Origin of the sequence: Paenibacillus sp. FSL H7-0918 (assembly GCF_038007025.1) — a bacterium.
In the GTDB taxonomy this organism is placed as follows: Bacteria; Bacillota; Bacilli; order Paenibacillales; family Paenibacillaceae; genus Paenibacillus_AQ; species Paenibacillus_AQ odorifer.
In genome coordinates this window covers 804,320-823,925 of the sequence record NZ_JBBOWJ010000003.1, presented here as the reverse complement: position 1 = coordinate 823,925, position 19,606 = coordinate 804,320, and the positions used below count along the sequence as shown (strand labels likewise).

The window sequence follows — 19,606 nt, the reverse complement described above, 5'->3', positions numbered from 1 at the left end:
ATAACATGAGTAAATTAAAGAATTTTTCTTTAGTAGTCGTGAATTTAATTGCTGATCTATGGTTTGGAATCGTTCGAAAACCAGAGTTTTATGATAAACACACCGTTACTAGAACAAAGAAAGGGTATGTCCTGTTTGTATCTATGGCAGGCATTATCGCAGTGGGTTCAGCTTTTTGGTTATGCTCAAGAATATATTAGAAAAAAGGCTGCCAATTGGCGGTCTTTTTTTTGAGATTGGATGTCAGAAAGCTAGAATGTTATGTTATTACTTAATAGATGGTTAAAACAGGCTCCTTATTATGTTCAGCGCATAAGATTAATGTCTAAACTCATGGATGAAAATCGTGCCAAAGTGACGCTTATTGCCGCCTCAGCTGGGTTTGGAAAAACGACACTTGCGGCTGAATGGGCTCGTACTCATTCCGATGAGGTTGCATGGTTGTCGCTGGAACTTGCAGATAACCATCTTGTACGATTCTGGTTAAGCATGCATACCGCAATTGAGAGAATCTTTCACCCCTTTTTGAATTACTTAGATTTGATTATCCAGTCTGTTCGTGACGGTTCAGTAGAAACTGCGATTCCTCTTTTATTAAACGATCTGCATTCTCTTCCAGGCTCTATTACACTTATAATGGATGATTATCATGCGATTACGAATCAATCGATTCATGAAAGTATGGGCTTTTTCATCGGACATCTTCCGGCTAATGTGAAGCTTGTAATATTGAGTAGAACCCTCCCGCCACTCCTCTTATCCCGCCTAAGAGCACAACAGGAACTACTAGAATTAAGTAACGATGATCTGAGATTTACATTTGACGAAATTGATGAGCAACAATCTCAATCCTTGAGCGAGCAGCTTTCACAAGATGAGTTATTTTTGCTTGGAAAAAAAACAGAAGGATGGGCAGCGGGTTTAATTCTTGCCTTCCGCTCTTTTTCAGGAAGGGCTGGTCTTGGAAGCTATCCAGCATGCTTTTGAGGCAGAGGATTATACGTTTTCTGCATCATGTATGGATAGGCCGTTCAATTCAATTATCAAAGATGGCGATGAATCTACATTGCTAGATTTACTAGATAAGTTGTCGATCAAAAATATGATTGTGCACCCTGATTTGTTTTATTTTCAAGCGGGTTCGATGGCTGTCGCTGGACGATCATATGATGCCAAACGCTTCTTACAAAGGTTGAACTTTTTATGGAAGAGGAATTTATTATTCCGGAAAAAGAGCAAGCCGTAATTCAAATGCGGTTGGATCTGTATCGTGCTTCGGTTGCATTTTATCAGGGGGACGTGGATACGTTCGTTGAGCAATTGGACCAAAACAGGGAAGGCATAGAGAAATTTGCATCTATAGTAAACGTTACAAGGTCATGGTTTTGTATTTTTGGTGGATCTTTTCTATGAAAGGAATCATCTTAAAGATGCAAATGTCCAACTGGACAAAGTGCTTGTTATGTGTAATTCCTCGAAGCATGTGAGCATGTGGGTACCAGGGGTTATTTTGCAAGCTAAAATGTTAAAAGCAATGGGTCATGTAGAACCTAATTATACAAATGAAGAATTACTGACAGCGTCAACGCTTGTGTATGATAAGAAATCAGGACAGCTAATTGCGAATTGTCTTTTGGGTTTACAAGATGATTACGCAGCAGTTTACAGTATTGGTGTAATACCTGCTTACAGAGGAAAAGGGATTGCTACACTGATGTTGAAAAGAGGACTTAATCTCCTGAAAGATAAGTATCCGATCCTAAGATTATATGTCATGGAAGGTAATGATGCGGAGTCTGTTTATTTAAATCTAGGATTTGTCCCTGGAGTACAAGAGATACAGAGTATGTATATTCCTATGCACGACTAAGAAAGGCTGCCAGATGGCAGCCTTTTTTTTGTTAACTAGGCATGAGAGGTAATAGGAAACATGAAATGTTGAGGGAGTTCTTTTAATAGCGGACGTATAAATAAGGTATCTTCACTCTGTGAAATTAATTCTGCCTTAACTTGATCGATTGGATAATCTGGTGTGAAATAAAAATGTATAACTTCAGTATCCGGAGAAATAATGCTTTTCAATACTGTATTGATATCAAAACTTGTTGTACTAATAATATCAAAAATATGAAGCTGATGATCCTCATGTTTAAAGATCACAATAACGTCAGCCTCTTCAATATAATAAAAGGAATCGTGAAAAGGAAGAATAAAATAAAACAGCAGCTGATGTTCATTATTTATCACACTTAGCGCAGAGGATACCGGTGTTCTTTTGACTGCGAAATTTTTGATCATGCTAAAATCAACGGGGTTACCTATAGATAAAGGCCGCACAGAGTAGGTTGTAGTTGGCTGATTGCTAAGATGAGCAACGTTAAGTGAAAAGCTGCTTTCTTGCATGCGTTCAAACCCGAATTTAGGATAAAAATCCAAAGCGCGCTCATTAGCAAATAAGTAGAGGAAGTCGTATTCATGTTCGTACTTAGCGATAATGTGGTCTATTAGTTTTCGGGATAAGCCTTGCATACGATAATCAGGATGTGTCATCACCGTCCCAATTTGGATGGCGTTGTATTCTTTTTTGTTGATGAGAATAGTCATTTTATTAATAGATGCATTCGCAATGACGTGATCTTCATCGATAAAGGAATAACAAATATATTTGTCATTCCAGCCCCCTTGTTCATACCAAGGTTTAAAATCAATACCAAAGATTGATTGGGCTAAAGAATTGAAGCTAAGCTTATATTTATCGATGTGTTTATAATCGCTAATCAATTGATATTCATTCATAGAATATACCTCTATTTCAGATGATTTTGGGATTCGCATTTTATGAATATATAATACTATGCTTTTTAACCGTAAAGTTGATTTTAAAAATACTATACCAATATAATCCTGTAGATGTGTTATCATAATCTCTAAATTATTGACTCGGAGGTATAAGATGAGAGAGATAGATTACTGTCATTATTTTTGGCAGGATGAGAAAATAAGACTAAGATCTGTTCACATTTGCAGAATTCTCATCACAGCGGCTAATGTTTACGATCGAAAATCTGAATGGTGAATATGTGGGTGGAGTAAATCTTAATAGCATAGACGAGAAAAATGGTACGTTCAGTATAGGCGTGCAAGTGGATAGAGATCATCGAGGTAAGGGGTATGGGACAAGAGCTATCAACATCCTGTTGAAGTATGCTTTTTTGGAGCTTAGACTCAACAAGTTTAACGAATGTACGCTCGAAGGTAACGAACCCTCAGCAGCTATGCTTAGAAAAGTGGGTTGTGTTCAAGAAGGCGTGCGCCGTAAAGTTATTTATACAAATGGACAGTATTTAGACTTACTGTTGTTTGGATTGACGAAAGATGAATTTATGGAGAAAAACGCTATGAAATAGTGCTTAGGAGAGGTTACTTGGAAAGCGGAGTGGCGCAGGGATTATAGCTGAGAAGGACGTTTAGAAAATGAACTTGGCAAAGTGGAACTTATTAGTTACCTAAAAAAGCGATTCTTCAATAACTGGAGGATCGCTTTTTTGCGTTTTTCTTTTCGAATTGATGTTCTATTGAAGCATGCGGACCCAGAAGACGTTATTTGCATATTTTTCGCTTTTTCAGAGTAGTATCGGACTCTAGTGCAGCTATTCCCCAAGAATAGCTGTATATATGTTACTTTTTATGCCAATAGCGTCCATGGGGTCCGATAACACACCAAAAGTGGGGAAAAGCAGCGAATAGAGTCAATGGGGTCCGATAGTAGCTCGAACGAGCAAACTTGAACAAACTAAACAAAGAATGGGAGGGGAGCGTACTGAAGCATGTGGATTCAGATAGAGTTTGTATCGTGCAGAAGCATGCGGGTTCAGATGTAGTTTGTATCGTGCTGAAGTATATTGATTCAGATGGAGTTTGGTTTGCGCAGAAATATGTGGGCTCAGATAGAGTTTATTTCATGCAGAAACCTGTGGATCCAGATAGAGTTTAGTTCACGCAGAAACTTTCGGACCCAGAAGACGCTATTTGCAAATATTAAGCTTTTTCAGAGTAGTTTCGGACTCCAGTGCAGCTATTCCCCAAGAATAGCTCTATATATGTTACTTTTTATGCCAATAGCGTCCATGGAGTCCGATAACACACCAAAAGTAGGGAAAAGCAGCGAATAGAGTCAATGGGGTCCGATAGTAGCTCGAATGAGCAAACTTGAACAAACTAAACAAAGAATGGGAGGAGGATCATGCAGAAGTATGTGGGCTCAGATAGAGTTTATTTCGTGCAGAAACCTGTGGATCCAGATAGAGTTTAGTTCACGCAGAAACTTTCGGACCCAGAAGACGCTATTTGCAAATATTTAGCTATTTGAGAGTAGTTTCGGACTCCAGTGCAGCTATTCCCCAAGAATAGCTGTATAAATGTTACTTTTTATGCCAATAGCGCCCATAGGGTCCGATAGCACACCAAAAGTGGGAAAAAGCAGCGAATAGAGTCAACTGGGTCCGATAGTAGTTCGAACGAGCAAACTTGAACAAACTAAACAAAGAATGGGAGGGGGAGCGTGCTGAAGCCTGTGGATTCAGATAGAGTTTATTTCGTGCAGAAGTTTGTGGGCTCAGATAGAGTTTGGTTTGCGCAGAAGTATGCGGGCTCAGATAGAGTTTGGTTCACGCAGAAGCATGCGGGTTCAGATGGAGTTTGTAACGTGCTGAAGTATGTGGATCCAGATAGAGTTCGCTTTGCGCAGAAACTTGCCGATCCAGATAGAGTTTGGTTCGCGCTGAAGCTTTCGGACTCAAAAGACGCTATTTGCAAATATTTTGCTATTTGAGAGTAGTATCGGACACCAGTGCAGCTATTCCACAAGAATAGCTGTATATATGTTACTTTTTATGCCAATAGCGCCCATGAGGTCCGATAGCACAGCAAAAGTGGGGAAAAGCAGCGAATAGGGTCAACTGGGTCCGATAGTAGCTCGAACAAGCAACTGATCAAACTAAACTGATCAATCCAAACGGATCAAACCAAACAAACCAAACGAATCAAATTAAACAAAGAATGGGAGGGTGTGCCGAAGCATGCGGGTTCAGATAGAATTTGTATCGTGCCGAAGCATGTGGACCTAATTCTTCGAGGATCATTCTACGAAATCAACGATGTACAATCATTTATTCCGTACTTTCACCATATGAAAAATTCACAATAGAAAACCACAAATAAACTAAGCTCTCCCTACCCACATCCACATAAATCATCCTATATCCCACCAAATCTCTATAAACAACGTAATAAGTGAACCCTCTATCAAATTTCAGGTTGTGAAAGTTGGAAAATAGTGCTTATACTAGAGTAATAGAAGGAAAGATTAGCCAACAACATTTACAACATGAGGAGGGTTTATATGGCGTTTATGATTGCTCAACGAGCGTTTATCAAAGTGTATCTTATAACAATGGTAGAACAACACCGCGGTTACGGATATCAAATGCTGGAGGATTTACGTCGGGATTTCAAAGCCCATGGTTATTCCCCTCCACAGAGTGAAATCTATCGCGCCCTGCATGAGCTGGTGCAGCAAGGGATTTTATATCGAACCAAGCAGCTGAAAGGCAATGACCCTAAAGTGGATTTTCAAGAAATCGTACTTTACCATTTCACCTCAGATGGAGAAGAGAAAGCAAAGTTATATAAAAAGCAGGTAAAGACGGATCTTGACCGCTGCTTAGGCATTTTGAATAAAGCTGTTGTGGACAACTATTAGAACTGCAACTATAGTAATATTTTCAGGATGCTCTCACCCTGTTATAATGGTTACTGCCGGATGATTGCAGTATATACTTGGAGGTAGCAAAAGATGGATGAACATATGAAACGCCGGTTAGACAAACAGCGGAAGCTGTTCAGTCAACTTGGCATCACATTAGACGCTCTAACCATACATGAAAAAGAATTCAGCATGAAGCTGCGTGGCTACGATGCGGAGGAAGTAGATACATTTCTGGACAGCGTAATCAAAGATTACGAACGTTTCTATGCGACGATAGCTGATCTGATGGATAAATGGCAAGAGCAGCAGCTGGAAATGCGGGAATTAAAGGCAGAAACAAAAACAGAGGTTATCCAGGTTCCTGTTTCCCGAGGCATTGATCCAAAAGAATTGGAAGAGGTTATTCTGAGGCTTGAAACTAACGTCCGCCAGCTTAAAGATAAGCTTCCTCGCGTGGAAGAGTTTTTATAAGGCGCTGTTTGGGATAATGGGAGCTCCGCTTGACATTTCTAAATTTACCATTGACGAGTTAGCAGTTCATGAATTATGATATGTTCATAAATGATCATTTATATTTTAGTGGCGTGTTACCGTTAAGGGCATGAGCCAAGAATTGTCTTTATTTCCATTAGACAATTCTTGGCTTTTTTTGTTCCAATTTGACGATAATTAGGGAGAGGAGTGATGAGCTTGTCGCGAGAGATCGAGCAATTTCAAGTACAGCGTGTAATTGGGAATAACGTTGTAATGGTTCAGGGAAGCAAAAACGGGAAGGAATATGTCATCATTGGCAAAGGTATTGGATTTGCAGTGAAGGGTTCTGGTGTGATCGAAGGAAATGATGCTCGGATTGAGAAATTGTTTCGTCTAGAAGATCGCGAAGCCTGGAGCCAATATCAAGTTTTGCTGGAAGATATAGATCCTAAGGTAATGAAAATAACTGATGAGATAATTGCAGATATCCAAAGTCAATTTCCTGACAAGTTAAACGACAAGATTTATCTGGCACTCCCGAGCCACATACAGTTCACCATCTACCGTCTGCGCAACGGGATGGATATTATTAATCCGTTTTTGCAAGAAACCAAAATGTCATTTCCGAAGGAATTTGAGATCGCTTACAAGGCATCGGAGAAAATTAATGCTGAATTTCAAGTGCAAATCCCCGAAGATGAGATTGGATTTCTTACTTATCATGTGTATTCAGCAGTCAATAATGTATCGGTTGGTCAGTTAGTCAAGGCCTCTAATATTGTCAATGAGCTTCTAGACATGATTCAGCAAGAACGAAAGATAACTTTTGAGCACGGCAGTATGAATCATATCCGATTAATGATCCACTTGCGTTTTTCGCTGGAACGTATTTTAAAAGGATCACTAATAGATAATCCCTTTGTGAAACATATTAAGAAAGAATACAAAGAGGAATACAAGCTGGCTAAAAAGCTCGGTAAAGTAATGCAAAGATCGCTTGAGGTCGAAATTCCGGAAGAAGAACTATGTTTTCTAGCCATGCATTTGCACCGGTTATTTCAGACTTTAGTGAAATCAAATTAACATCTTAAGAGGAGTGGAGCATATGTTTTCCAAATGGAAATCAAAAAAAGAAGAGAAACATACTGAACATACCATCGAAATCATGGCACCAATCAGCGGGGAGTCAGTTCCACTAGCACAGGTTCCGGATGAAACCTTTGCTGGCGGTCATATGGGTAACGGAATTGCAATAAAACCCTCTGAAGGAATTTTGAAAGCGCCTTTTGACGGTAGGGTTGCTCATATCGTGAAATCGAGTCATGCAGTCATTCTGGAACATTCCTCCGGTATGCAATTGCTATTACATATCGGAATCGATACTGTCAGCCTCAAGGGCAACGGTTTTGTCAGTCATATAACCTCTGGAGATCAAGTAAAAGCAGGTCAAACCCTAATCGAATTTGATCTGGACGTAATTCGCGCGGCAGGTTGTGACACAATTTCGCCTGTAATCGTGACCAGTACAGAGGAGAATCCACCTCAAGTAAGCGGACATTATGGTCAGGTTACAGCAGGACAGGATCTGATTCTTACCGTGGCTTCAAAGTAAATGGTTTATAGAGCACTACTACTATTGAACCGAAAGGATGATTTTAAATGTTGGCTTTTCTACAAAAACTAGGTAAGTCGTTAATGCTTCCTGTTGCAACCATGCCGGCGGCAGCTATTCTTCAAGGGTTTGGTTTGCTTAACTACGAAAAAGATATTCCGCTAGGAGCGACCATTGGTGGATTTCTGAATCAATACTTTGCTCCATTTCTAAACGCCGGAGCGAATGCGATCTTCGGTAACCTAGCCTTAATCTTCGCGGTAGGGGTTGCCATTGGATTTGCCGGTGACGCCGTAGCAGCTTTGTCAGCAGTAATTTCTTACATGGTACTGACTAAGATTCTGCTTATCGTACCGCTTCAATTCTCTTTCATCAATGATGATGTTGTATTGAACATGGGTGTGCTTGGTGGTATTTTTGCCGGTGCTTGGGCAGCGTTCTTATACAAGAGATATCACAATATAAAAATGCCTGATTGGCTCGGATTTTTTGCAGGTAAACGTTTTGTCCCAATCATTACGGCAGCTTCTATGATGGTTCTTGCTGTATTTGTGGGTATGATCTGGAGTCCGATACAAGATGTTATCAGTGACTTCGGGAACTGGGTTGTGTCACTGGGGGCTGTTGGAGCATTCATCTTCGGTACAGCTAACCGCTTGCTGATTCCGTTCGGTCTTCACCACGTACTTAATACGATTGCTTGGTTCCAAATTGGTGATTTTACGAATGCGGCTGGTGAACTGGTGCATGGTGACTTGTACCGCTTCTTCGCTGGAGATAAAACTGCTGGGATGTTTATGACTGGATTCTTCCCAATTATGATGTTTGCGCTTCCAGGGGCAGCACTTGCATTTATTCATACAGCTAAACCGGAAAAACGTAAAATGGTTGCTTCCATCTTCATCGGTTCTGCCATTGCCTCTTTCTTAACAGGGATCACTGAACCACTTGAGTTCTCCTTTATGTTCGTAGCACCACTCTTGTACGGAGTTCATGCTTTATTAACAGGATTCTCCATGGCCTTGATGTACATTTTAGATGTTAAGCTTGGTTTTGGTTTCTCCGCAGGTTTGATCGATTATCTTGTAAACCTGAAACTGTCTACTAATGCATGGATACTTATTCCTGTGGGTCTTGGATTCTTCGTCTTGTATTATGTACTATTCCGCTTTATTATCTCATTGTTCAAGCTAAAAACACCTGGACGTGAAGATGATGATGAAGAAAGTCTGTTAGCACCACCTGGAGGTAATGGAACGCCTTCATCGTCTTCTAAAGCTGCTCAAATTCTTGAGAACATCGGCGGTCCATCGAACATCCGCAATATCGATGCATGTATCACACGCCTTCGTCTGATTGTTAATGACGAAAAAGCCGTTAAAGATTCCGCATTGAAACAGCTCGGAGCTTCCGGTGTTATGAGACTGGGTCAAGGGGCTGTGCAGATCGTATTTGGTCCAAAATCAGAGCAAATTAAAGATGATATTCAAAAGCTTTTATAACTAAATTGATCATGTTGAAATCCTTAAACAGGGCTGGTTCTCATACCAGTCCTGTTTTTTTGCTGTGTCCAGAGATAAAGGGTTGCTTTATAGATAATGCCTAGTATAATACTTGGTATAAGTAAGCAAAGGAGTCGGTACACATGTCAGTCGATGATTATTTGGATCTTTTAAATTACGCCAAGGCGATTAAAGATGGGCAGTGGCAGGCTGACATCATTGAGCGCTTAAAGAATCTTAGTGCAGCAGCGGAAAGTCCTCAGATACAAGAAGAAAGTGTAATAGAACTTTGGTCAAGGTTTGATGCCATTAACATAATGATCATGAAGCTGTTTGAGAAGTTACGAGAGAATGAACATTCAGAGCAACAGTTTCAGTGGAAAGAGCAGCTCTGGGAGCTTAGGCTGGAACGGAGTATTTTATCTAAAAAGATTCTTAATCGTTACATTCGAATTAGGTAAACACTAGAAGACAGTTTCCTTATTAATTTAGGGGCTGTCTTTTTTTACGTAATCTTGATACAAAAATACATTGATAGTCGTCTTACTTATAGCTGCAGCTGATAAGGAGGATTTACAAGATGGAAATTCCGGAATCTGAAATTTTTAAAGCAATATTCTATGAACATTATCCTATTGTCAGACGTAAGCTGACCGCTTTGGTTCGTGATGAGTCGGCAGCAGATGATTTGGCACAAGAAGTTTTTCTGAGATTGTATCGTAACCCCCCAGATGATCCAGCAGCGCTGGGTGCCTGGCTTCATAGAGTCCTTACTCGTATTGGATATGATTATCTGGACAAAAAAGCAAGGGAACGGCGGCTGCAAAATAAACAAGAACAGTTATACGAAGTGGGGGAATCACCTCCTTCAGGAGAGGAAGTCTTAATCAGTAAGCTGGATCAGGAGGATGTTCATGAATGGTTGAACGAGCTGCCTGACAGGGATAGACAAGCGCTTCTGCTTAGATACTCTGGTTACAGTTATGCGGAAATAGCAGGCGAGCTTGGTCTAAGACCTCCCGTAGTAGGGACATTACTGCACCGTGCGACCCAGAGGTTAAGACAAAATGCAGCAAAATCACTGTCTCAGACGGAATAATAAAACGAGATAAGCGAAGCTAAATTATTTAGGAGGGATTACTAATGACTAAACAACCGCTAAATCAAGATCATAATAAACAACATACAGATGAAGCCTGGGCCAAATTGCAAAACAAGTTAGCGTCTGAGCCTGCAAGTCCCAAATGGTCTGTGTGGAGTCAGCAGTTGTCTGTGGATGTTATGAAAGATGATGACAAAACAGATCCACATATAGACCAGCCTCAATCTACGGATGACAATCCAACAGCTAATCGCCCATCCAAGCGTCCTCGCATGAATCGTCGGCGCAAATGGGGAGTAGCAGTGGCAGGTGCCGCGATCTTTGCGGTTATACTTGGAACTCCAGTAGGAAATACGGCTATGGCATCGCTGCTGAATCAATTTCGGATGGAAGAAGTTACAGTTGTGAATGAAAATGATATCCGGGATATTTTTTATCAGGTAAATGAAAGTCAATCCATGAATGAAGCTATGAACAAATTTGGTGTGTTTACAAGTTCCTTTGGTTCAAATAAAGGGATTATTCCGCTAAATCAGGTGGAAGAGACTCTAGGTGTTACACTTCCAAGCGGAACTTTGCTCGAGAATGTGAAGAGCGCATATATAACCAATTCACAAGAAATAACCTTGAAGCTTAATATTGAAGCAGTTAATAAAGCAATGAAAAGATTGGGTGCAAAACAGCTTCTTCCAGAAGCCATAGATGGGAAAGAAATTAAATTAGATCTTTCGGAGATCGTGAATTATGATCTTTCGATTGATAATGATAAATGGGCTAATCTTACACAGACGAAGACTCCTTTAATTACGGTAGATCCAACTATAAAGGTTGATGAAGCTTTGGAAGCTATAATCGATTTTCCATTGCTGCCAGATTATCTGAAATCCAGCTTAAAGCAGAGCCGCATTTTATCGGGTGAAATTCCTCTGCCACTGGTAAAAGGCCTGAATACCGATCAAATAAAGATTAAAGATACAACGGTTCTACTGAATCAGAATGAATATAGTCAAGGGATTGTGTACTCGGCCGTTTGGGTACAGAACGGACAACTGTTTGATTTCAACGGAGGAAGCGTGTATACAGATAAAGCTGTATTCTTAGAGAAGCTAGGGGAGTTGATTGAATAATGACGGCTGCTGCAATAGAAGCGAAGTCTTTGACTAAAGAATATGATAACGGACGTGGTTGCCGTGATGTAACGATTACTGTTGGGAAAGGGGAAGCCTTTGGCTTCCTCGGCCCTAATGGTGCGGGGAAAAGTACCTTTGTCAAAATGTTGGTAGGTCTCATTCGTCCATCGAATGGTAGTGCTACTCTATTTGGTCATAAGATCGGTTCACTTGAAGCCAAGTCCCAAATCGGATATTTACCGGAATTATATCGCTATCAAGAATGGCTTACGGGGGAAGAAGTAGTAAGACTGCATGCCAAGCTGTGCCGTGTAGATCGATCTGTAGCCGACAAAAGAATTCCAGAGCTTCTAGCGGAAGTTGGAATTGGAAACCGTGGACGGGATCGTGTGAAACATTATTCCAAAGGGATGCAGCAGAGATTAGGGCTTGCTTGCGCTCTTGTAAACAATCCGGCCATCGTTTTTCTGGATGAGCCCTCATCGGCGCTAGACCCGATTGGACGTCAGGAAGTTCGGAATATTTTGCAGAGGCTAAAAGAGAAGGGAGTTACAATATTTCTTAACTCTCATCTACTGGAGGATGTTGAACTCATCTGCGACCGTATGGCACTGCTGAATAACGGAGTTATACTGCGGCATGGGAAAGTATCTGAGATCTTAAATAAGCGAACAAGCTGGCATTTTAAAGTGGGCGGTTTTACGCCTATTTTGTTGTCTTGGTTACAGGATAGTACTGAACTTCAGATCAAAGTTTCAGCGGATATCGGAGCTCAATCTGAAAAAGGAGCTTCATTCCCAGCTACATTGGAGAGTAGCACAGTTTGGCTGGAAGCGGAATTGGAGAATGAGGAGCAAGTAGGCTGGCTGAACACGTTAATTATTGAACAGGGCATGACCTTATATGAAGTCTCACGGAAGCGAGAACGTCTGGAAGACTGGTTTATGAGTGCTGTATCCGGCCTAAGTCACAGAGGTGAACACGAATGAGAATAATCATAGGAATGACCTGGAAGGAATTGCTGCGTAAACGAGTAATGGTATTAACATTGCTTATGACCATTGTCTTTCTTATAGGATTTTGGTTTGTGGCAAATACGATCGGACAAAGCGGAATACCGAACAGAACAGATATTAGCAGTGGCGAGCATCTCTTAGCTAATTTTACAAATGGTGCTTTTATATTATCACTTGGATTCTTTTTTGGCGCTTTTGTACTCGCCTTTTTGGCGATCTTCAGTTCCTTCTCAGCTATTGCAGGTGAAGCGGAACAAGGGGTTATGCAGGCTTTACTGCCAAGACCGCTGCCGCGGTGGAAATGGTACACAGGCCGCTGGCTTGGATATGTGACGCTTGGGATCGGTTATGCCTTGATTTTATTTATTTCTATTTTATGGATTACTGAGATCCATGCCACCGTTCCTAGAGACGTCGTAGTCCTATTGAAATCATTTTTGTTATTCTCCTCTGTAGTGCCTTTGCTAATTACGATTTCTATGCTGGGTTCTGGATTCTTCTCAGCAGTGGGGAATGGTGTCTTTATGACAATGTTATATGGAGCAGGCTGGTTAGGCGGGATGATTGATAAGATCGGAGGATCGCTGAGATTAGAACCCGATGTCCTTGACACATTAAATAATTTGTCAGGAATGATGGCACTGCTTATGCCAGTGGATGGTTTACAGCGGAAAATGACCGCCGTCCTGTTCAGCGCTAATGAAATGAGTGGAATGATGGGATTGTTCGGCAGCATGAATGGATTGCTGGATTTTAATACGGTTCCGTCAAATATGTTTATTTTTTATGCGATAGGATATACCCTGTTAGCTTTTGTTATAGGTCTACTTCGCTTCGAGCGAAAAGACTTATAAAGGGGATGTTAATCCAAAAAGAGCCCTCTTGTCTCATGATCGGGACAATTAGGGCTCTTTGTGTTGTGTAGCGGGAATCATTTCTTAATACCAAGCTCAATCCATTCGGTAGACCAGTTTCCAATTTCACCAAGTATAGGAGCAAGCGCTGTGCCTTTTGGAGTCAGAGAGTACTCAATACGTACTGGCATTTCAGGATATACAGTTCGCTCTATAATACCTTCGGTTTCCATTTCCTTCAATCGGTCAGATAACACCTTGCCACTGAGATTGGACAGACAGCTCTCAATTTCACCAAAACGGCGTGGCCCTGGCATAAGCACGAAAACAATAAGCGCGACCCAACGTTTACTTAGCAAGTCTACCGCTTTTTCAAAGCGAGGACACATGTTGAAATCATTCATAATATCACCTCGACATTCATTATATCATAAACTTACATAAAGTAATTATAAATATTTAAAGATATATTATAACTTGACGAAGTTATATTACAATGATAAACTTACTTACAAATAGTTACTTATAATTTAACTAATATTTTATCCTTATGCTTAGCTCTATCTAAGCATTGATGAACAATGAGGAAGGTGTAATTATGATTAAACCAGAAATCACTTCTATTTTACAGAATAAAATCACGCGAATTCCTTTAGCAAATTCCACAAATATATTGGTTGGACCCATCACGTTACCGGTGAATTTAGACGGCGAGACCGTTGTTTTTAAATGGTACAACTGGCTGAATACAACGGATGCAGAGCTTCTTCAAGAGGATAGCAGTAAAGCAACGGCAGCTTTAATTTCACGTTTGCCATCCATGAACTTAGCAGAAGGACAACAATCCAGTGTGTTGGTATATGGCGATTTCGAAGGGTCTGAGGATGCATTGATCCGGATGCATAGCATCTGCCATACTGGCGATATTTTTGGCAGTAAACGTTGCGATTGCGGATTCCAGCTGCATCAATCCATGAAAATGATTGTTGAGCATGGCTCTGGGGCATTATTTTATCTCGCGAATCATGAAGGAAGAGGCATTGGCCTGTTCAGCAAATCTTTAGCGTATCTTTTACAGGAAGAAGGATACGATACAGTTGAGGCTAATTTAGAGTTGGGATTTGCTGATGATTCAAGAAACTACGAAGAAGCAATCAGTGTTCTGCAAACTTTACGTCACAAACCAGTGACGCTGATTACGAATAATCCGAAGAAATTGGATGCGCTCAAGGCTGCAGGGATGAATGCCGTGAAAAGAGTAGCGTTATGGGGAGATGTATCTTCTTTTAACGAGAAATATTTGCGGACTAAAGTCGCTCGCTCAGGGCATTTAGAAGCTGTGAAGGACACCCATTCGCTAAATGAAAGACTGGCTAAGTAAAGATTGAAGTAGTGCTTTTGCGCTTCTTCTATTATAATGGGGTACTGGGAACCAACTCTAAGCTTAGTGAGGTACAATATGACTGCTATTCAAGTACAAGACTTACGCAAAACATTCAAAGTACAAAAAAACCGCGAGGGTCTCAAAGGGGCCTTCGCTGATTTGTTTAAAAGGGAATATACGGAAGTGACTGCGGTGAAGGACATTTCCTTTTCCATTCCTGAAGGTGAGATCTGTGGATATATCGGCGAGAACGGTGCTGGGAAATCGACCACGATCAAAATGCTCACAGGTATTCTCGTGCCGACTTCCGGAAACCTGACAGTAGGTGGGTATGTTCCGTATTTGGAGCGCGAGAAATTCGTGAAAAATATCGGTGTGGTATTCGGGCAACGCAGTCAGCTATGGTGGGACATTGGCGTGATTGAGTCGTTCCAGCTCCTGCGCAAGGTTTACCGGGTATCTGAACAAGATTTCAAGAAACGGCTGGATGAATTGGTCGAACGACTGCAACTGCAAGAACTGCTGAATCGTCCGGTTCGTAAGCTAAGTCTAGGTCAGCGGATGCGTTGTGAATTAGTGGCAGCATTGCTTCACAATCCGTCGATTGTATTTCTGGATGAACCGACCATTGGCTTAGATATTGTGGTGAAGTCAGAGATCCGTGAATTTCTAAAAGATATGAACCGCGAGCATGGGACAACCATACTGCTGACTACACATGACCTGCAAGATATTGAGGCGCTTTGCTCCCGAGTGATAATGCTTGATGATGGCCGTATCATTTATGACGGAGGACTGGAAGACCTGAAGCAGCGTTGGGGAACCGGACGTGAGGTTCAATTTCAATTTGGAAATGCTACGAAACGTCAGCAACTTGAGTTATGGACTGAGGGATTGCCTGTTACTTGGTCTGCGGAGAACGATTTAGGGGCGTCTGTCTGGATACCGCTAGAGCTAAATGTATCGGATGTATTAGGCAGAGTAGTGGGAAAAGCAGATATTACTGATATCAAAATCATAGAGACCAATACGGACGATATTGTTCGCAGTATTTATCAATCCGGGTCTGCAGACAAGCCTGATGAAATGGCTGCCGCTCTGAAGGATGAAAGAGAGGCTTTACATGTCTGATAAGCTTAATCCTGCAACGGCTATGTCTTCCTCCTCAGGAGGCGCGTCTTCTGGTGGTCCTCAGGAGAATAGCCGTAAATTACTATTCGGGGCTTACTTAGATTTTATACGCATCCGTTTCCTTACCATGCTTGCTTATCGGATTAACTACTACTCAGGTATTCTTATCTATTCACTGAATATTGGGGTTAACTATTTCACTTGGATGGCCATCTATGGCAATGGGGATTCATTGGGTGGCTTTACTGCAACGCAAATGACGTCATATGTAGCTGTATCGTGGATGGCTAGAGCCTTTTATTTTAATAACCTAGACCGCGAGATCTCTACGGATATCCGTGATGGAAGTATCGCTATCCAGTTTATAAGGCCCTATAACTATGTCTTAGTCAAAATGATGCAAGGTCTTGGAGAGGGAATGTTCCGCTTCCTCTTATTTATGATTCCCGGCATGGCCATAGCGATGTTGCTGTTCCCGGTTCAATTGCCAACAGCGCCATCTGCTTGGGCAGGGTTCCTGGTGATGCTCTTTTTCAGCTTTTTAATTAATTCACAGATCAATATCATTACAGGGCTCTCGGCATTTTTTGTAGAAAATAATGAAGGCATGATGCGAATGAAGCGGGTGATTGTAGACTTATTCTCCGGCTTAATCGTACCGATCAGTCTGTTTCCTAACTGGTTATCTTCCGTACTTGAGGTGCTGCCGTTTCAGGCGATTACCTACTTGCCAGGTTCAGTGTTTACGGGACGGGTGCAAGGGGTTGGAATATGGAATGTATTAGGGATACAAATTATTTGGTTCCTGGTATTGCTGATTCCAATTGTCTGGTTATATCATGCGGCGCGGCAGCGTCTCTTCGTGCAGGGAGGTTGAGGAAACATGTATTACCTGGGATTATTAATTGAATATATCAAAAACTATATGAAGAGCCGGCTCACCTATCGCGCTGACTTTTGGGTAGAGGTCATTTCAGACTTACTTTTTCAAGCTACCAACTTTATCTTTATTCTCGTAATTTTTATGCACACAGATAGCCTGGGCGGCTGGAATCAGAATGAAGTAGTGTTCGTTTATGGATTCTTTATGGTGCCATTTGGGGTCTTTAGTTGTTTTGTGAATCTATGGGGATTTAGTGAACGTTACATCGTTAAAGGTGAGATGGACCGTATTTTGACACGCCCAGCTCATAATTTGTTCCAGATCTTTTTGGAAAATGTTGATCCACCAGCACTTATGGGCTCACTCATAGGTATTATTATTATGGCCATCAGTGGCAGCAATTTGGGTCTTCCCTTTGAATGGTGGACGATACCGGCTCTGATCATTCTAACGTTAAGTGCGGTCGCCATCTATACGGGGATTTACACAACGTTGACTTCATTGTCTTTCTATTCGGATGCTCCTACTGGCATTCTTCCGTTAATGTACAACATTCAGACTTATGGCCGTTACCCGGTAACGATTTACAATCGTGCTATACAGGTATTGCTTACTTGGATCATTCCATTTGCATTCGTCGGAGTGTATCCAGCCGCGCTTTTTCTACAGCGGGAGGAGATGACCAGCCTTGCTCTGATGACACCTGTAGTAGGCGCTATATTCCTGGGGATTGGTTTGTTAGCCTGGAGTTATGGCGTACGAAGATATAAAGGTGCGGGGTCTTAAGTTAAGCTAGTGTTTTGTTAAGTTGGAAAGGCTACCTTCGGGTAGTCTTTTTTTTCACCCGGAATTCATGAATATGCTAAAATCAATTATATCTACAATGGGGAGGAATCATAGATGAATGTGTTAGATATTTTACCAGCACCCGAAAACTTAAAAAAACTTATGAAAATACTTGCTTCTCTAAACATTGTCCTATGTCCAGAGGACTGGCTTCGCTATCATAGTTTTGATTCTAAATTTGATAAGAATGTTTCTCTAGCATCGATCGATAATGGCTCAGGCGATAATTTGTTTATTATTTTTACACCTCAAGGAACGATAATTAAAGGTTTTGATCATGAGTCCGAAGTAAGTCCATATGCGCGTGACGAACATGAAGTTTGGCCAGGAATCTATGAAGAGGTCCCAACCTCGCTATTGTCTTTACTGGAAGATGAGGCGATAGCTAAGGATGATGTTACTTTTTGTTTTTGGCGTGAAAATAATGATTTGACGTGGCAGAAGGGGAAAGTAGAGATTCCAGCGGAGGTAGAAGATGGTTCGGACTTTTTGCTAGGGACTATTTTCCGCACAGCTGAGGATTTTGTGGAATTTGCCGAAGGTTATTTTGAACTCACACTCCCTTTAGAGGTTGTTGCACAAGTTTATGAGGGGGCAGCCATTACAAAAGAGATGATCAAAGCGTTAAATCCTGATGGTGATGTAGAGACAATCCTTCAGGAGTTAGCAGAGCTAGACTCTTAAGGACTTATCGATTTTGAAAACAAAGGGGGATGCGAAATGGAACTTTACGTGGAAAAGCTGAATGCTGATGCTGCTAAGGATATTTTAAGCTGGCAATATGATCCGCCCTATGATTTTTACAATAATGAACTAACTCCTGAAGCTATAAGTGAAATGCTAGAGGAAGCGTTTTTTTCTGTACTTGATACAGATGAACAATTGATTGGTTTCTTCTGTGTAGGAAGTCCGGCACAGGTTCCAAATGATATATATACATATTCTCAGGATTTTATAGATGTGGGTTTAGGAATGAAGCCTGAGTTAACCGGACAGGGGAATGGGACACTATTTTTCACTACAGTCCTTAACTATATTAATGAGAGATGCGAGGAAAAACCAAAGCGGCTGACAGTGGCGAAGTTCAACGATAGAGCGATACGCTTGTATGAAAAACTAGGATTTAGCAGGGAAGCTGAAATCGTTAAAGGAACTACAGAATTTATTATTATGATTTGTAATGAAAATGATAATCTTGCTTCCATGTATGAGCGGGCGAAACCCGGCGAACTAATTACTTTTGGCGCTTATCCGCAAATGGCGGACGGAGCAGACCAAATGCCGATAAAGTGGCGGGTGCTGCAAAATTCAGGTAGAGAACTGTTCATTTTGAGCGAGTATATTTTGGACTGCAAGCGGTATCACGGTGAATATGTTGACGTTACATGGCATGACTCCGATTTGCGAAAGTGGTTGAACGATGAGTTTTATAATGCCGCTTTTAATGACTCCGAGCACAGGCTCATCAAGACTACACAATGCACAGATAACGGAGAGGGAAGTATAAACACGGAAGATAAGATTTTTCTGCTTAGTGTTTCGGAGGCGAATGAATTCACCTTTAAACTTGGAGAAGATACTTTACGTGCGAAGCGTAGGGCGATAGGAACGGGATTCTCCAAAGTGAAAAAGAACGATGGATGTAAATTGTATGTGTATGATAAAAAAGTCAAAGCTGATTATATCCTTGAGAAGGATGAAGAGTTTGGCTGCTCATGGTGGTGGCTGAGAACTCAACCTGCGATTTCTTCACGTGCGTATTTTGTAGGTACTCGTAGCAGTATTCGCAGTTACGGACATGTCAACTTAGCTTGTTACGGTGTGCGCCCCGCTTTAATCCTTAATCTTCAATGAGATAATTTCCAGAGCCTTGCCCATCTGCTCTTCGAGGGAAGTGAACCCTAC

25 protein-coding genes are annotated in these 19,606 nt (G+C 41.3%); 23 read left to right on the top strand and 2 right to left on the bottom strand.

All coding sequences use genetic code 11. The features are described 5' to 3' along the window. Positions 1–5: 5 nt before the first annotated feature. From MHI15_RS23565 to MHI15_RS23550, 4 genes are all read left to right on the top strand, one after another. Entirely contained in the window at positions 6–200 is a 195-nt protein-coding gene (locus MHI15_RS23565) for a hypothetical protein (RefSeq protein WP_076126143.1), read from the top strand. 121 nt (positions 201–321) lie between these two features. Then, complete coding sequence (locus MHI15_RS23560; protein ID WP_341164948.1) at positions 322–987, top strand: hypothetical protein; 666 nt, start codon at positions 322–324, stop codon at positions 985–987. Further along, entirely contained in the window at positions 962–1,246 is a 285-nt protein-coding gene (locus tag MHI15_RS23555) for a hypothetical protein (RefSeq protein ID WP_341164947.1), read from the top strand. The genes MHI15_RS23560 and MHI15_RS23555 overlap by 26 nt, the downstream gene beginning before the upstream one ends. A 243-nt stretch (positions 1,247–1,489) precedes the next feature. Then, positions 1,490–1,870, top strand: a complete 381-nt coding sequence (locus MHI15_RS23550) for a GNAT family N-acetyltransferase (protein WP_341164946.1) — start codon at positions 1,490–1,492, stop codon at positions 1,868–1,870. 35 nt (positions 1,871–1,905) lie between these two features. Here MHI15_RS23550 and MHI15_RS23545 read toward each other — a convergent pair whose 3' ends face one another. Beyond that, positions 1,906–2,796, bottom strand: a complete 891-nt coding sequence (locus MHI15_RS23545) for a GNAT family N-acetyltransferase (protein ID WP_076183777.1) — start codon at positions 2,794–2,796, stop codon at positions 1,906–1,908. A 251-nt stretch (positions 2,797–3,047) separates the two neighbouring features. Here MHI15_RS23545 and MHI15_RS23540 point away from each other — a divergent pair, with 251 nt between their 5' ends. From MHI15_RS23540 to MHI15_RS23480, 13 genes are all read left to right on the top strand, one after another. After that, on the top strand, positions 3,048–3,407 hold the full coding sequence (locus MHI15_RS23540) for a GNAT family N-acetyltransferase (RefSeq protein ID WP_256716644.1): 360 nt from the start codon (positions 3,048–3,050) through the stop codon (positions 3,405–3,407). Positions 3,408–3,784: 377 nt separating this feature from the next. Next, entirely contained in the window at positions 3,785–3,994 is a 210-nt protein-coding gene (locus tag MHI15_RS23535; protein ID WP_341164945.1) for a hypothetical protein, read from the top strand. Positions 3,995–4,561: 567 nt separating this feature from the next. Beyond that, positions 4,562–4,831 (top strand): hypothetical protein, encoded by a 270-nt coding sequence (locus tag MHI15_RS23530; protein ID WP_312147939.1) that lies wholly within the window; start codon positions 4,562–4,564, stop codon positions 4,829–4,831. A 570-nt stretch (positions 4,832–5,401) separates the two neighbouring features. Continuing rightward, entirely contained in the window at positions 5,402–5,761 is a 360-nt protein-coding gene (locus MHI15_RS23525; protein WP_036686667.1) for a helix-turn-helix transcriptional regulator, read from the top strand. 93 nt (positions 5,762–5,854) lie between these two features. Further along, on the top strand, positions 5,855–6,238 hold the full coding sequence (locus tag MHI15_RS23520) for a DivIVA domain-containing protein (RefSeq protein WP_036686669.1): 384 nt from the start codon (positions 5,855–5,857) through the stop codon (positions 6,236–6,238). Positions 6,239–6,457: 219 nt separating this feature from the next. Further along, positions 6,458–7,324, top strand: a complete 867-nt coding sequence (locus tag MHI15_RS23515) for a PRD domain-containing protein (protein ID WP_370511602.1) — start codon at positions 6,458–6,460, stop codon at positions 7,322–7,324. A gap of 22 nt (positions 7,325–7,346) precedes the next feature. Continuing rightward, positions 7,347–7,853 (top strand): PTS sugar transporter subunit IIA, encoded by a 507-nt coding sequence (locus MHI15_RS23510; RefSeq protein WP_076126158.1) that lies wholly within the window; start codon positions 7,347–7,349, stop codon positions 7,851–7,853. 47 nt (positions 7,854–7,900) lie between these two features. Next, entirely contained in the window at positions 7,901–9,355 is a 1,455-nt protein-coding gene (nagE, locus tag MHI15_RS23505; protein WP_036686675.1) for an N-acetylglucosamine-specific PTS transporter subunit IIBC, read from the top strand. 143 nt (positions 9,356–9,498) lie between these two features. Then, the gene (locus MHI15_RS23500; RefSeq protein WP_036686678.1) at positions 9,499–9,816 is read left to right on the top strand and encodes a hypothetical protein; all 318 of its coding nucleotides are present in this window, start codon (positions 9,499–9,501) and stop codon (positions 9,814–9,816) included. A 119-nt stretch (positions 9,817–9,935) separates the two neighbouring features. Continuing rightward, positions 9,936–10,454 carry a sigma-70 family RNA polymerase sigma factor gene (locus MHI15_RS23495; RefSeq protein WP_076135192.1) on the top strand — a complete coding sequence of 173 codons (519 nt, stop codon included), beginning with the start codon at positions 9,936–9,938 and terminating at the stop codon, positions 10,452–10,454. 44 nt (positions 10,455–10,498) lie between these two features. Beyond that, the gene (locus tag MHI15_RS23490; RefSeq protein ID WP_076279015.1) at positions 10,499–11,584 is read left to right on the top strand and encodes a DUF4179 domain-containing protein; all 1,086 of its coding nucleotides are present in this window, start codon (positions 10,499–10,501) and stop codon (positions 11,582–11,584) included. Then, entirely contained in the window at positions 11,584–12,576 is a 993-nt protein-coding gene (locus MHI15_RS23485; protein ID WP_076126163.1) for an ABC transporter ATP-binding protein, read from the top strand. Before MHI15_RS23490 ends, MHI15_RS23485 begins: the two co-directional genes overlap by 1 nt. Then, positions 12,573–13,457, top strand: coding sequence for an ABC transporter permease (locus tag MHI15_RS23480; protein ID WP_076126165.1), 885 nt, complete (start codon positions 12,573–12,575; stop codon positions 13,455–13,457). Before MHI15_RS23485 ends, MHI15_RS23480 begins: the two co-directional genes overlap by 4 nt. A gap of 77 nt (positions 13,458–13,534) precedes the next feature. On the opposite strand, the gene MHI15_RS23475 is transcribed toward MHI15_RS23480, so the two are convergent. Then, on the bottom strand, positions 13,535–13,861 hold the full coding sequence (locus MHI15_RS23475) for a winged helix-turn-helix transcriptional regulator (RefSeq protein WP_036686688.1): 327 nt from the start codon (positions 13,859–13,861) through the stop codon (positions 13,535–13,537). A gap of 194 nt (positions 13,862–14,055) precedes the next feature. Between MHI15_RS23475 and MHI15_RS23470 the strand changes: the two genes are divergently transcribed. The 6 genes from MHI15_RS23470 to MHI15_RS23445 all read left to right on the top strand — a co-directional run bounded on the left by MHI15_RS23470 (position 14,056) and on the right by MHI15_RS23445 (position 19,555). Further along, on the top strand, positions 14,056–14,838 hold the full coding sequence (locus MHI15_RS23470) for a GTP cyclohydrolase II (RefSeq protein ID WP_036686690.1): 783 nt from the start codon (positions 14,056–14,058) through the stop codon (positions 14,836–14,838). Positions 14,839–14,916: 78 nt separating this feature from the next. Beyond that, positions 14,917–15,972, top strand: coding sequence for an ABC transporter ATP-binding protein (locus tag MHI15_RS23465; RefSeq protein WP_076126169.1), 1,056 nt, complete (start codon positions 14,917–14,919; stop codon positions 15,970–15,972). A gap of 127 nt (positions 15,973–16,099) precedes the next feature. Beyond that, positions 16,100–16,849, top strand: coding sequence for an ABC transporter permease (locus MHI15_RS23460; protein ID WP_051491475.1), 750 nt, complete (start codon positions 16,100–16,102; stop codon positions 16,847–16,849). A 6-nt stretch (positions 16,850–16,855) separates the two neighbouring features. After that, entirely contained in the window at positions 16,856–17,641 is a 786-nt protein-coding gene (locus MHI15_RS23455) for an ABC transporter permease (RefSeq protein WP_341164944.1), read from the top strand. A gap of 114 nt (positions 17,642–17,755) precedes the next feature. After that, complete coding sequence (locus MHI15_RS23450) at positions 17,756–18,385, top strand: hypothetical protein (RefSeq protein WP_076280742.1); 630 nt, start codon at positions 17,756–17,758, stop codon at positions 18,383–18,385. A gap of 36 nt (positions 18,386–18,421) precedes the next feature. Further along, positions 18,422–19,555, top strand: coding sequence for a GNAT family N-acetyltransferase (locus MHI15_RS23445; protein WP_341164943.1), 1,134 nt, complete (start codon positions 18,422–18,424; stop codon positions 19,553–19,555). Positions 19,556–19,606: the final 51 nt, after the last annotated feature.